Here is a 13,397-nt window from a genome sequence, read left to right as displayed (position 1 = left end):
GCCCGCGTCAGCCGTCCCGGGGGACGGACGAGGCGCGGTGGAAGCGGTCGGCCCAGTCGCGGAGCAGGTCGACCAGCTCGGGCGGGTGCACGACCCGGAAGTCGGCGCCGATCGCGCCGACGGCCAGGGCCGCCCAGTCCAGCGAGTCGGACGTGAAGCGGACGCGGCAGCGGTCCGGCCCGGCCTCCTCGGCGGCGGCCCAGCGCCCGATCCGCTCGCGGACCGCCGCGGCGGGCGCGTCCACCAGCACCTCGACGCGGTGGGAGCGGGGCACGGCGTCGAGGCGGGCGCGGACGAACTCGGCGGCGTCGGCGGCGGGCAGCTCGCGGGGGCGGAAGCGGGCGCCGGTGCCCGCCGGGTCCGCGATCCGGTCGACGCGGAGGTTGCGCCAGTCGGCGCGGTCGAGGTCGTAGGCGACGAGGTACCAGCGGCGGCCCAGCGACACGAGCCGGAGCGGCTCGACGTGCCGCTCCGTGCGCCGCCCGTCGGCGGCGGTGTAGGCGAACCGGAGCCGCTCGGTGTCGCGGCAGGCCAGCGCCACGGACGTGAGGACGTCGGGGTCGACGTCGGTCCGGGCGGGCCCGCCCCAGCCGCCGGTCACCGTCATGGCGCGCAGCGCCTCGACGCGGCGGCGCAGCCGGCCCGGCATCACTTGGACGATCTTGGCGAGGACGCGCAGGGACGGCTCGGCGATCCCGTCCACCGGGCCCTGCGCGGCGGCCTGGAGGCCGACGGCGAGCGCGACGGCCTCCTCGTCGTCGATCACGAGCGGCGGCAGGGCCGCGCCCGCGGCGAGCTGGTAGCCGCCGTCGACGCCGCGCCGGGCCTCGACCGGGTAGCCGAGCTCGCGCAGCCGGTCGACGTCGCGGCGCAGCGTGCGCTGCGAGACGTCGAGGCGCTCGGCCAGCTCGGCGCCCGGCCAGTAGCGGTGGCTCTGCAGCAGCGAGAGGAGCCGCAGGGTGCGGTTGCTGGTGTTCGCCATGGTTCCGAGTCTCCCGCAATTGAGGTCAGAAAGTGGCCGCTATGGCCCGTAGCGTGGTCGTTGTCAGGGAGAAGGACGAGACCAGGAGGTACGGACCATGACCGAGCACGCGATCGTCGGCGGAACGCGCGAGGACGCCCCGGCGGTGACCGGCGAGCGCGCCGACCTGCTGGCGCTGCTGGCCAAGGCCCGGCACTTCCTGCGGTTCCCCGCCCGCGGCCTCACCGACGAGCAGGCCGGGCTGCGGACGACCGCGAGCGAGCTGTGTCTCGGCGGCCTGATCAAGCACGTCACCTCGTGCGAGCGGGGCTGGGTGGACTTCATCCTGGAGGGGCCGTCCGCGATGCCCGACTTCACCGCCATGACGGAGGCGGACTTCCAGCGCCGCGCCGACGAGTTCCGGATGCTGCCCGGCGAGACCCTGGACGGCGTCCTGGCGGACTACGAGGAGGTCGCGCGGCGGACCGACGAGCTGATCGTCTCGCTGCCCGACCTGGACGCCTCCCAGCCGCTGCCGAAGGCGCCCTGGTTCCAGGCCGACACCCACTGGTCGGCCCGCCTGGTGCTGATGCACATCGCCGCCGAGACGCTCCAGCACGCGGGGCACGCCGACATCATCCGCGAGGCCCTGGACGGCGCCAAGAGCATGGGCTGACCGGCGGCGCGGCGGTCGTCAGGCCGGCTCGGGGACGGGGGCGGGGGACGGCAGCAGGCGCGGCGCCAGGGCGGCGGCCAGCGTCGCCGCCACCGCCGACGCCGTGACGATCGCCCAGGCGCCCGGCCCGAGCGGCGTGCAGCCGAAGAACCCGCTGACGCCCGGCGTCTCGATCACCGCGACCAGCGCGGCGGCCGAGACGGCGCAGGTCGCCATGACGAGCGGGCTGCGCCAGCGGGAGATCAGCGTCTGCCCGAGCTGCGCGCCGACCAGCGCGGCGAGCGCCATCGTGGAGGCCCGGCGGCGGCCCCCCGGGACGAGCCGGGTCAGCCGTCCGAGCTGCCAGGACACCAGCGCCGCCGCGGCGGTCGCGGTCCCGCGGACGGCCAGCGCCCGCCGCATCTCGCGGCCGGTGAAGCCGCGGACCGGCTCGCCGCCGAGCGGCGCCGCCCCGTCCCCGCCGTAGTCGGCCGGCGTGATCGCGACGGCGAGCGCCGGGAGCATGTCGGTGAGCATGTTCACCACGAGCAGCTGCCGGGTGCTGAGCGGCGCGTCCCCGCTGAGCGCGGTGCCGAGGACGGTGAAGGAGACCTCGCCGGCGTTGCCGCCGACGAGGATCGCGGCGGCGTCGCGGACGCTGTTCCACAGCGCGCGGCCCTCGCGCAGCGCGTCCAGGATGAGCGCCGTGTCGGGGGCGGTGAGGACGAGGTCGGCCGCGATGCGGGCGGCGCCGGAACCGCGGCCGACCACCGCGATGCCGACGTCGGCGCGGCGGATGGCGGCGGCGTCGTTGGCGCCGTCGCCGGTCATCGCGACGACCCGGCCGGCCCGCCGCAGGTCCTTGACGATCCGGACCTTCTGCGCGGGGGACACGCGGGCGAACACCGCGGCCCGCTGGACGGCGGCGATCCGGTCGGCGGCGGCCATCGCGTCGAGCTCCGCGCCGGTGAGGACCCGGTCCGCGTCGGGGATGCCGAGTTCGGCGGCGACGGCCGCGGCGGTGTCCGGATGGTCGCCGGTGATCATGGTGGTGCGGACGCCCGCGGCGCCGAGCCGCCGCACGGCCTCCTGCGCGGTGGGCCGCGGGGTGTCGGCGATGCCGATGAAGCCGAGCAGTGCGAGGTCCTCGACGTGGTCGGCGATCCGGCCGCGCACCGTCCCGGGGTCGGGGACGGGCCGCTCGGCGATGGCGAGCACGCGCAGCCCCTGCCCGGCGAGCCGCCGCACGGTCGACGCGGCGGCGCGGCGCCGGGACGCGGTGAGCGGCTCGTCGCGGTTGGCGGAGGTGTGGACGCGGGTGCAGCGGGCCAGCAGCACCTCGGGCGCGCCCTTCACCGCGAGGACCGTCCGGTAGCCGTCGTGGCCGAGCGACGCCGAGAAGCCGCGGGTGGTCTCGAACGGCAGTTCCTCCGCGAGGGACCACCGGCCGTCCGGCGGCAGGTCGCCGACCCGGTCCAGGACGGCGCGGTCGGTGGCGTGCGGGACCTGCCGGCTCCCCGGCGGCGGGCACGCGCGCGCCGCGACGCGCAGGACGCGCCGCTCGCCCTCGCCGGTGAGCGGGTGCGGGCGGGCCGGGCCCGTCGCGCGGACGAGCCGGAGCCGTCCCTCGGTGAGCGTGCCGGTCTTGTCGAAGCACAGGGTGTCGACCCGGCCGAGCGCTTCGAGCGCCCGCGTCGAGCGGACCAGCACGCCGAGCCGCGACAGCCGCCGGGCCGCCGCGAGCTGGGAGAGGGTGGCGACCAGCGGCAGCCCTTCGGGCACGGCCGCGACGGCGACCGCGACGCCGGAGCCGAGCGCGCGCCGCAGCGGCAGGCCGCGCAGCATGCCGAGCACGGTGACCGCCGCGCCGCCGAGCAGCGTGGCGGGCAGCGCCTGGTGGGTCAGCTCCGCCAGCCGCGCCTGCATGCTGGACGAGGCGTCGGCCGTCCCGGCGAGCGCGGCGGCGCGCCCGCTCTCGGTGGCCTCGGCGGTGGCGACGACCAGGGCGATCGCGCTGCCCGCGACGACCGTGGTGCCCTCGTACAGCATGCAGTGCCGGTCGGCGGGGTCGGCGCCGGGCGACGGCTCGACGTTCTTGTCGACGGGCACGGACTCGCCGGTGAGGGTGGCCTCGTCCACCTCCAGGGACGCGGCCCACAGCAGCCGGGCGTCCGCCGGGACGAGGTCCTCCGAGCGGAGCTGGATCACGTCGCCGACGCGCAGCCGGCCGGCCGCGATCTGCTCGACGGCGGCGGTCCGCAGGTGCGCGAACGGGTCGGCGGCCGTCCGGTCCGGCGCGGCGGCGGCACGCACCCGGCGGGCGCGGGTCTGCTGGCCGAGCATCAGCTCGCCGAGCGCCTTCTCCGCGCGCATCCGCTGCGCGCCGCCGATCAGGGCGTTGCCCGCCATGACGCTGCTGACCAGCAGCGCGTCCACGCTGGAGCCGACCACGGCGGACGCGGCGGCGCCGAGCGCGAGCACCGGGGTCAGCGGGTCGTCGAGCTCCTGCCGCACCGCGGCGGCGAGCCGCAGGACGGCCTTCACCGGCCGTATGGCGGTCCGCTGCACCAGCGGGCCGGCCGTCCGCGGCTCCCGGTCCTCGCCGGGACCGGCGGCGCGGGCCAGCCGCCGGGCGGCCTCCTCGGCGGTGAGGGCGTGCCAGGCGTCCCGGACGACCGGGGGCGGCAGCGGCCGGTGCTCCAGCCGCCGCGCGCTCAGCCCGTTGGCGAGCATCGCCATCAGGGACGCCGCGTGCACGGGCGGCAGGTCCGGCCAGGACGCGACGGCCCGGCGCAGCAGCGGCCCGCCGACGCGCCGCCGGGGACGGCGTCCCGCGATCAGCAGCGCGCCGAGCGCCGACGCGCTCAGCGACAGCTCCGCGGCCCGGTCGCTGGCGCGCCGCGCGGGCCGGACGGCGGTCAGCAGCCGCCACGCGCCGGCGAGCCCGGGCCCGGTCACGAGGTCGGCGCGCCAGTCGGCGAGGCCGCGGCCGCGCAGCACGCTCACGCCGACGTCGGCGGCGTCCAGCGCCTCGTCCTGCCCGCTGGAGATCGCCAGCACGACGTGGCCGTCGCGCTGGAGGCGGCGCACGGACTCCGGCAGGCCGCCGACGTCGACGGGGGAGTCGTCGCCCCAGGCGACCAGCTCCTGGATGCTGGCGTGCTCGGTCAGGACGACCACGTCGGCCGCCTCGTGCGCCGCCGACAGCAGCGCCTCCGCCAGGGGGTCGAGGGAGGAGCCTACCCGTACCCGGCCGCAGCGCCGGTCGCGCCGGTCCAGCAGGTCGAGGGTGACGCCCTGCGGGTCGGCGGGGCCGCCGGACGGGGCGTCCGGCGCGCGCGCGAGGCGCCACGCGTCCCCGTCGCCGTCCGCGGGCCAGGGGCCCGGTCCCGCGAGGTCGTCCGGCTCGCGGCCCGCCAGGACCGTCCCGGCGGCGCGCCAGACGTCCGCGTCGTCCATGCCTTCGGTGAGGGCGACGGCCGACAGCAGGCGCAGCTCCCCGTCGCACAGCACTCCCGAGTCGATGACGACGGCGTCGACCCGGTCGAGGCGGCGCAGCGCGGTGGGGTCGAGGACGACCGTGCCGCGGACCGCCAGGTCGTGCCCCAGCACCGCGGCGAACGCCTCCCGGCCGTGCCGCGCCGCCTTCGGGACGGTCGCCAGCAGCAGGTCTGCGGCGGCGGACGCGTCCCGCGTGCCCGCCAGGACCCCGGCGCCGCCGAGCAGGTGCCCGAGCGCCGTCCGGTTCCCGGCCTTCTCGACCGGGCCGTCCGGCAGCGGGCACGGCCGCTCGGCGCGTCCGGCGCCGGCGTGCGGCAGCTCCCCGGCGACCGCGAGGTCCGGTTCGCGGCGCCGCCACACGTCGCGGCGCGCTCCGATCTCGTAGAGCTGGAAGGCGCGGTGCGCGGCGTCGGCGGCCAGCGGGGCGATGCCCTGCCCTGCCCCTTGGACGATGGCGTTGGCGGTGCCGAGCAGCGCGTCGGCGCGGAGCCTGCCGAGCTGCTGCTCCAGCACCGATCGGAAGCGGGGCAGCGCGTCCGCGACGGACACCGCGGCCCGCACGGGGCTCGGCATCGGCGGGAGGTTCAGCAGCCGTGCGGCGACGGCGCCGACGGCCCCGGCGCAGTCGGCGACGAGCGAGGACGTGGCGGCCGCCCAGGCCGCGTCGTCGTCGGTCGGCATCGCGTGCGCGGCGTGGTCGAACTTGTCCGCGTCGTGCGCCTCTTCGACGTCCTCGATGGTCGAGACGAGGTCGCCGGGGTCCACCGCGCCTTCCGCGTAGGTCACCATGACGCGGCCGGTGACCGCGTTGACCTCCGCCCAGTCCACGCCTTCGAGAGCGCGCAGCGCCTCCGTCAGCGCCCTCACGTACCGGCGGTGGCGCTCCCCGCCGCCTCCCAGCCCGTTGGCCTGTATGTGGGCCCGGCCGCCGTGCGCCCAGACCCGCCGCCTGCGCCCGCCCGAGGCGAGGGACGCGAAGGCCCCGAGGACGTGGGACGTGTGGCGCGCTCCCGTCCGCACGCCGGTGGCGGTGGTCCGCGCGCCCAGTTCGGCGCCCTTGGCGGCCAGGCTCGACGCCGCGTCCGCGGCGGCGGCCGGCACGTTCAGCGCCGCCCTGGCCAGGGACGCTCCAGGAAACGCCACTGCCCGCCCCTCCCGCCCGCGCGGTTCGCCTTGCCCCCGACGATCGGCGGGTACCCGCGACCACGCTCAGTAAACGAGCGGTGCACCCAGCGGAGTCGTCAGCGCGCGCTCTGCGCCGCCTCCGCGGGGGGCGCCTGCCGGAGCGCCGCGTTCTCGACGCGGAGCCGCACGGCCAGCATCCCGAGGTTCGCGACGGTGAAGACCGACGCCGTGAGCCACGCGGTGTGGACGAGCGGCAGCGCGACGCCCTCCGCGACCACGGCGACGTAGTTCGGATGGCGCACGAGGCGGTACGGGCCGCGGTCGACGAGCGGGAGCCCCGGGACGGTGACGACCCGGGTGTTCCACTGCTCGCGCAGCGACGCGATGCACCACCAGCGCAGCGCCTGGGCGAGGACGGCGACGGTCAGCATCGGCCATCCCAGCGCCGGGACGAACGGCCGGTGCAGCAGCCAGACCTCCAGCGGCGCCCCCGCCAGCAGGAAGACCTGGACGGCCACGAACCCCGGATAGTGCCGCCGCCCGTACTCGACGCCGCCGCGCCGCCTGGCCCACGCGAGGTGGCGCCGCGACAGGGCGACCTCGGCGAGCCGCTCGGCGGCGACGAGCAGGATCAGCAGCGTGTAGGCGATCAGGGGGTCACCACCGCAGCAGCACCATCTCGGCGGAGAACCCCGGGCCGAGCGCCATGAGCAGGCCGGGCGCGCCGGGCGGCCGCGGCCGCCGCGCGATCGTCTGCTCCAGCACGTTGAGCACCGACACCGACGACAGGTTCCCGGCGCCGCGCAGCGACTCCCAGGTCAGGTCCAGCTCGCCGGAGTCGAGCCCGAACGCCTCGGCGATCGTCTCGATCACCTTGGGGCCGCCCGGATGGCAGACCCACGAGGCGATCTCGCCGGGGGACAGGCCGTGCCCCTGGAGGAACGCGGCGACGTCGTCGGCCAGGGTCGCCTTCACGTGGTCGACGAGGTCGGCGGCCAGCACGATGCGGAAGCCGTGCTCGCCGACGTTCCAGCCCATCAGCCGGGACGTGCCCGGGTAGAGGCGGCTGGCGGTCGCGACGACGCGCGGGCCCCGGCCCGGGCCGTCCGGCCGCCGCACGCGGACCCTCCGCCGGTCGCCGGCCGCGACCACGGCCGCGGCGCCGTCGCCGAACAGGCCGCTGCCCACCAGGTTCGCCACCGACGCGTCGTCGCGCTGGACCGTCAGCGAGCACAGCTCGACGCAGACCAGCACCGCGACCTGCTCGGGCCAGGCGCTCAGGTAGTCGTGGACGCGGGACAGCCCGGCCGCGCCGGCCGCGCAGCCCAGCCCGAACACCGGCAGCCGCCGGATGTCCTCGCGCAGCCCCACCCGCTGCGCCAGCGCGGCGTCCAGCGACGGGGTCGCCACCCCGGTCGACGAGCAGAACATCAGGTGGTCGACGTCCCCGGGGTCGAGGCCGGCGCCGTCGAGGGCGTCCCGGACGGCGCGTTCCGCCAGGTCCAGCGCGGTGGCGATGTAGGTGTCGTTGGCGGCGGTGAAGTCGGTGAGCCGGTCGTAGTCCTCGATCGGCAGCGCGAGGTTGCGGCCGCTCACCTGCGTCGCGGAGTGGAGCCGCGCGAGGAGCCGCTGGTCGGTCCGCACCGTCCCGGCGACGGCCTCGGTGATCTGCTGCTGGTCATAGCGATGTTCCGGAAGAACGGTCCGAACCGCCAGCACGCGCATGAGACCTCCAGCCCTCCCGCCTCCCATGCCCACCTTGACGGCGTCGATGCCGGTCGGACGGCGGTGAGGTGGTTCCGGTGCCGCGCCGGGCGGCTTCCGCCGGATGATCGCCGCCGCGACAATGGGGCCGTGCTGCGGCTGGCGATCGTCGACGACCACCCGGTGGCCCGGCGGGGCCTGGCGGCGATCCTCGCCGAGGACGCGGACGTCCGGGTCGTCGCCTCGGTCGCGGCGCCCGCCGCGCTGCCCGATCCGGGCGGCTGCGACGTGGTGCTGTGCGACCTCTACCTGGACGGGGACCGCCCGTCCGTCGCGGCGGTCCGGGAGCTGAGCCGGGTCACGCGGGTGCTGGTGGTGTCGGCGGCGAGCCGTCCGGCGGACGTGCTGGCCTGCATGGCGGCGGGCGCGGCCGGCTACGCCACCAAGGACATGGAGGAGGACGCGCTGCGGGCGGCGGTCCGCGAGGTGGCGGCGGGCGGGTTCGCCCTGTCGCCGCAGCTCGCCGCGATCGTCGGGGCGGCGGAGCGGAGCCGGCCGGGCGGCGGCGGGACGGCGCTGACGGCCCGCGAGCGGGAGGCGCTCGACTGGATCGCCCGCGGGATGACGCACGCGCAGGCCGCGCGGCGGATGGGCGTCGCGCCGTCCACGGTCGACACGTACGTGAAGCGGATCCGCGCCAGGCTCCGGCTGGGCAACAAGGCGGAGCTGGCCTGGTTCGCCCGCAACCTCGCCGAAGGGGACCCCGGTGGACGCGGCGGCCCGCCCGGCTGACGCGGCGGCGGCGCGGGTGGTGCGGATGGAGGCGTGGTCGCTGCTCGCCACCCGGCTGGCGGCCCTGCTCAACGTCGCGGTGGCGCTGGGCACCGGAGCGGGCGGCGGGCAGCTGCTCGGCCTCGCCGTCGTCCTGGCGGCCGCGATGCTCGCGGAGTCGATGCTGCTGGCCGGGTGGGCGCTGCGGCGGGGCGGGCCCGATCCGCGGGCGGGCTGGGCGGACCTGGCGGCGGGCTGCGCCGCGCTCGCGGCCAACGCGGCGCTGGTCGCCGGCGCCGACGTCCACACCTGGGGGTTCTTCGCCTACCCGTACACGCTCGTCGGGTCGTGCGCGCTCGGCCTGCTGTTCCCGCGCGCCTGGCAGGTCGCGGCGGGCGCCGCGACGCTCGCGCTGGTCTACGGCGCCGCCGACCACCTGTCCAGCGGGCAGCCGCTGTGGAACGCCGTGCCGAACGCCGCCAGCTACCTCGGCATCGCGCCCGTCGTCTGGTTCGTCGCGCGGCAGCTGCGCCGGATGGCCGCCGAGCTGGACGCCTCCCGCGCGGCGGCGCTGGAGCTGGCGCGGCGGCGGGCCGTCGAGGCGGAACGGGAGCGCCAGTCGCGGATGCTGCACGACCGCGTCCTGCAGACGCTGGAGACCCTCGGCGGCGGGACGTGGGTCGCCGACGCCTGGATGCGCGACCAGGTGCGGGCCGAGGCGGCCTGGCTGCGCTGGCTCGTGGAGCGGGGCGGTGCCGTGCCGGACGGCGACGTCCCCGACCTGGCGTCGGGCCTCCAGGCGCTCGCGCGCGACCGCGCCCGCGACGGGCTGCGGGTGGCGGTGCGGTTCCCGCCGCCTCCGCACGACGACCTGTCGGGCGTGCCGGACGCGGTGGCGGGCGCGCTGCTCGACGCCTGCCACGAGGCCCTGACCAACGTGATCAAGCACGCCGGGACGGACCGGGCCGTGCTGGGGGCCGCCGTGGAGGACGGCGCGGTCGTGGTGACCGTCGTCGACCAGGGCCGCGGGTTCGACCCCGCCGCCCGGCCCCGGGGCCTCGGGCTGTCCCGCTCGGTCGAGGGGCGCGTGGCGGACGTCGGCGGCACCGTCCGGGTGGACGCGGCGCCCGGCGCGGGCACCTGCGTGGAGCTGCGCGTCCCGCTGCCGGGGCCCGGCCGGGGCGCCGCCGACCAGCGCTGACCGTCCTGTCCCCGAAACCGGGGACGGCGCGGGCCTGGCCCGATGATCGTCCCGGACCGTACAACGTGACCATGCACAACGTGAACCTTCCGCCCGGCACGGGCGGCGCGGGGCGGGGCGGGACGCGGCGGCTCCGCCTGGGCCTGTTCGCGGGAGCCGCGGCCCTCGTGACGACGGCGGCGGGGCTCGGCGCCGCCGCCTTGGCGTCCTCCGGCGGCGACGGCGCCAGGAGCGCCTCCCACACGTTCGCGCTCCCCGCCGAGGGCGAGAACGACGCGGTGCGCGCCCGCATGACGATGACCATCGGCAAGCCGACCCGGCACACCGGCTGCGGCCGGATGCGGACCGCCACCGTGTACCCGGTCACGCTGACCATCCACAACGACGACCCGACCGGCTGGACCGAGGACTCCGGCCGGAGCTCGACCCCGGGTCTGGAACTCGGCACCGGCCGGGCCGACGGCCGGCAGGACCCGGACGCGACGCCCGAGGACCCGTTCGTCGTGGCGGACTACAGCTGCCGGTCCTTCGAGGCCGTCTCCGACAAGATCATGGCGATCCCCGCGCGCGGCGCGGCGACCGTCCACCTGGAGCTGCAGGCGTCGGCCGCCCCGGCCCACGACCAGATCGTGGTCGCCGCCCTGCGGGCCGACTCGTTGACCAACGGCCTCGCCACGACGAAGGCCGTCTGGGCGCTCCGGCTCGACGGCACCCCCTTCCCGCTGCCGAGCTCGTCCTGAGCCTTTGTGAGCCCGCCGCCGCGCGGCACCGAGATATCCGCTCTGAACTGGGTAGATGTGAATTAAGGGGAAGAACGACTTGATGTCTGGGTGTGTGTGACATGTTCGCCATAGAGGACATACGGGAGTGGCGGGGGCACGACGTGGTCGACCCGTCGGGGAGCCGGATCGGGGAGCTGGAGGCGGTGTACGTCGACACCGCCACCGACCAGCCGTCCTTCGCCACCGTCAAGGTGGGGCTGCCGACGCGGCAGCGGCTGGTGTTCGCGCCGCTCGCCGGAGCCGCCGTGGGGCCGGGGCACCTGCGGCTCGCCCACGACAAGAAGGAAGTGAAGGGCGCGCCCTCGATCGGCACCGACGGCGAGCTGCCCGCGAGCGAGGAGCAGGCCGTCTTCGAGTACTACGACCTGCCGTACGGGGCGGGCCCGACCGAGCGCCGGCTGGGCCGCCGCTGACCGCCCCCGAGCAGGGGGACGCGCTACCCCCGCTGACGCGCCCGCACGGCCGGGCCGGCGTCAGCGGGACCGGCGGTCCGCCGCCTCGTCCGCGTCCCGCCGGGACCCGCCGCCATGCCCGGACGGCCCGAACCGCTGCCACAGCCAGCGTCCGGCCTCGACCAGGACCGACACGCCGATGGCGATGCCGAGGCCGAGCAGCAGGCCCTTGAACGGGTCGTTCTGGAACGCCGCCCCGCCCAGGTAGCCGATCATCGTCGAGTACGTGGCCCACAGGCCGGTGGCGAGCGCGTCGAACAGCGAGAACGAGTGCAGCGGGTAGGCGACGGCGCCCATCACGAGGGTCGCGGCCGTCCGCCCGCCGGGGATGTAGCGGGCGATGAGCAGGACGAGGCCGCCGCGCTTGTCGAGGAGCTTCCCGGCCTGGTCGTAGGCCTTGCGGCGGCGGCTGCCCGGACGCAGCCAGACCCGCTCCAGCCAGCCGCCCGCGTAGCGGCCGATGAAGTAGGAGACGTGGTCGCCGCAGAACGCGCCCGCCCACGCGGTGACGATCACCAGCGGCAGCCACGGCTTGCCGTGGTGGGCGAACACGCCCGCGGTCACCACCAGCGACTCGCTGGGGAAGATCGGGATGAAGGCGTCGACCATCGACAGCCCGAACAGCGCCACGTAGATCCACGGCGACGACATCAGGCCGCGCAGGTACTCCAGGATGGCGTCGCTCACGACCGGGAACCGTTCCCCGTGCCGCGGAACTGATGCACCGCGGCCCCGGACGGTGCGGCCGAGAAGACCGGCGGGCCGTCACGCCTCCAGGCGCTTGATGATCCGGTCCTTCCCGCTCATCCAGTTGGCCTTCAGCGCCACGACGGCCCCGGGCACGTCGCCCGCGACCAGCCGCTCGGCGATCCGCTCGTGCTCCTCCGCGGACCGTTCGAGGACCTCGCGGTCGCCCACCACGACCCGCTCGTACCGGTGCATCGTCAGCTTCAGCGAGGTGATGAGGTCCATGAGCCGCTCGTTCGGGCAGCCCGACAGCATCAGGTCGTGCCACGCGTCGTCGTAGCGCTCGATGACCTCGTACTCCGCCTCCGGCACCGAGAACGCCCGCGCCTCCTCCAGCAGCCGCGGCGCCACCGACCGCAGATGCCCGGGATCGGTCAGCTCCAGCGCCAGCGACTCCAGCGCCGCGACGATCGTGGTCAGGTCGTGGAACTCGCGGGGGCTCATCGGCGCGAACCGGAACCCCTTGCCCCGCTCGCTGACGATGATCCCCTCGCGCTCCAGCCCGATCAGGGCCTCGCGCAGCGGGGTGCGGCTGACCCCCAGCTCCGCGGCGAGCGCCATCTCGTTGATCGGCTGGTCGGGCGCGAACTCGCCGCGGCCGAGCCGTTCCAGGATCTCGTCCTTGATCTGCTCGCGCAGCGGGCGCCGTTCGATCGCCATGCTCGCGTCACCCTCTCCAGACGGCCGGCGGCCGCATCGTCGTCACGCCGTCCCGGCGCCGTCGACCGGGATCACCGCACCGCTCACGAACGCGGCCGCGTCGCTGGCCAGGAACGCCACCGTCCGCGCGATGTCGGCCGGCTGCCCGATCCGGCCGAGCGGCCGGTCGGCCGCGTCGGCGTAGAACGCCTCGGCCGGCTCCCCGAGCTGGCGGGCCTCCTCGGCGAGCATGCCGGTGGCCGTGTCCCCCGGACACACGCAGTTGACCCTGATCCCGCTCGCGCCGTGGTCGATCGCCATCGCCCGGGTCATGTTCACCACCGCGCCCTTGGACGCGCAGTACGACACCGCCCGCGCGCCGCCCTGGATGCCCCAGCCCGAGCCGGTGTTGATGATACTGCCGCCGCCCGCCGCCTCCAGCAGCGGAACGGCGTACCGGCTCATCAGCATCACCGACCGGACGTTGACCGCCATCACGAGGTCCCAGTCGTCCTCGGTGATCTCCGTGACGGTGGTGCGGCGGATGATCCCGGCGTTGTTGAACAGCACGTCGAGGCCGCCGAACCGGTCCCGCGCGGTCGCGACGGCGCGGGCGCAGTCGTCCGCCCGGGACACGTCCGCGCGGACGAACGCGGCGCGCCCGCCCGCCTTCTCGATGCCCGCCGCGACCTCGGCGCCCGCCTCGTCGACGTCGGCGAGGACGACGGCGGCGCCGAGCCCGGCCATCAGCTCGGCGGTGGCCCGCCCGATGCCGGACGCGGCGCCGGTCAGCACGGCGCGCTTGCCCTCCAGAGTGATCAACCGCTTCTCCTTCTCGTGAGATCAGTGGACGGGGTCG

12 protein-coding genes are annotated in these 13,397 nt (G+C 76.6%); 5 read left to right on the top strand and 7 right to left on the bottom strand.

The annotated features are described in order from the left end of the window. Positions 1-7: 7 nt before the first annotated feature. Positions 8-982: a YafY family protein gene (locus amrb99_RS09610; protein WP_190854883.1), complete on the bottom strand. Its 975-nt coding sequence runs from the start codon at positions 980-982 to the stop codon at positions 8-10. 97 nt (positions 983-1,079) lie between these two features. Between amrb99_RS09610 and amrb99_RS09605 the strand changes: the two genes are divergently transcribed. Next, positions 1,080-1,637, top strand: coding sequence for a DinB family protein (locus amrb99_RS09605; RefSeq protein WP_190854880.1), 558 nt, complete (start codon positions 1,080-1,082; stop codon positions 1,635-1,637). Positions 1,638-1,655: 18 nt separating this feature from the next. Here amrb99_RS09605 and amrb99_RS53035 read toward each other — a convergent pair whose 3' ends face one another. From amrb99_RS53035 to amrb99_RS09590, 3 genes are all read right to left on the bottom strand, one after another. Continuing rightward, positions 1,656-6,260, bottom strand: a complete 4,605-nt coding sequence (locus tag amrb99_RS53035; protein WP_206699880.1) for a cation-translocating P-type ATPase — start codon at positions 6,258-6,260, stop codon at positions 1,656-1,658. 98 nt (positions 6,261-6,358) lie between these two features. Next, positions 6,359-6,760: an isoprenylcysteine carboxylmethyltransferase family protein gene (locus tag amrb99_RS50855; RefSeq protein WP_347256612.1), complete on the bottom strand. Its 402-nt coding sequence runs from the start codon at positions 6,758-6,760 to the stop codon at positions 6,359-6,361. 139 nt (positions 6,761-6,899) lie between these two features. Further along, positions 6,900-7,994 (bottom strand): 3-oxoacyl-[acyl-carrier-protein] synthase III C-terminal domain-containing protein, encoded by a 1,095-nt coding sequence (locus amrb99_RS09590; protein ID WP_277819873.1) that lies wholly within the window; start codon positions 7,992-7,994, stop codon positions 6,900-6,902. A gap of 102 nt (positions 7,995-8,096) precedes the next feature. On the opposite strand from amrb99_RS09590, the gene amrb99_RS09585 reads away from it, so the two are divergent. From amrb99_RS09585 to amrb99_RS09570, 4 genes are all read left to right on the top strand, one after another. Beyond that, on the top strand, positions 8,097-8,738 hold the full coding sequence (locus amrb99_RS09585; protein WP_190854875.1) for a response regulator transcription factor: 642 nt from the start codon (positions 8,097-8,099) through the stop codon (positions 8,736-8,738). Then, positions 8,713-9,918, top strand: coding sequence for an ATP-binding protein (locus amrb99_RS53030; RefSeq protein WP_190854873.1), 1,206 nt, complete (start codon positions 8,713-8,715; stop codon positions 9,916-9,918). Before amrb99_RS09585 ends, amrb99_RS53030 begins: the two co-directional genes overlap by 26 nt. A 71-nt stretch (positions 9,919-9,989) precedes the next feature. Then, positions 9,990-10,658, top strand: coding sequence for a hypothetical protein (locus tag amrb99_RS09575; protein ID WP_190854870.1), 669 nt, complete (start codon positions 9,990-9,992; stop codon positions 10,656-10,658). A 101-nt stretch (positions 10,659-10,759) separates the two neighbouring features. Beyond that, the gene (locus tag amrb99_RS09570) at positions 10,760-11,113 is read left to right on the top strand and encodes a PRC-barrel domain-containing protein (protein WP_190854868.1); all 354 of its coding nucleotides are present in this window, start codon (positions 10,760-10,762) and stop codon (positions 11,111-11,113) included. A gap of 60 nt (positions 11,114-11,173) precedes the next feature. On the opposite strand, the gene amrb99_RS09565 is transcribed toward amrb99_RS09570, so the two are convergent. From amrb99_RS09565 to amrb99_RS09555, 3 genes are all read right to left on the bottom strand, one after another. Further along, positions 11,174-11,839 carry a VTT domain-containing protein gene (locus amrb99_RS09565; RefSeq protein ID WP_190854866.1) on the bottom strand — a complete coding sequence of 222 codons (666 nt, stop codon included), beginning with the start codon at positions 11,837-11,839 and terminating at the stop codon, positions 11,174-11,176. Positions 11,840-11,917: 78 nt separating this feature from the next. Next, positions 11,918-12,559, bottom strand: a complete 642-nt coding sequence (locus amrb99_RS09560) for a GntR family transcriptional regulator (protein WP_190854864.1) — start codon at positions 12,557-12,559, stop codon at positions 11,918-11,920. A gap of 42 nt (positions 12,560-12,601) precedes the next feature. Then, positions 12,602-13,360: an SDR family NAD(P)-dependent oxidoreductase gene (locus amrb99_RS09555; RefSeq protein WP_190854861.1), complete on the bottom strand. Its 759-nt coding sequence runs from the start codon at positions 13,358-13,360 to the stop codon at positions 12,602-12,604. Positions 13,361-13,397: the final 37 nt, after the last annotated feature.

It is taken from the genome of Actinomadura sp. RB99 (assembly GCF_014706005.1).
In the GTDB taxonomy this organism is placed as follows: Bacteria; Actinomycetota; Actinomycetes; order Streptosporangiales; family Streptosporangiaceae; genus Spirillospora.
Note: the sequence above shows the minus strand (reverse complement) of the source record. Positions and strands in the feature narration are given on the sequence as shown.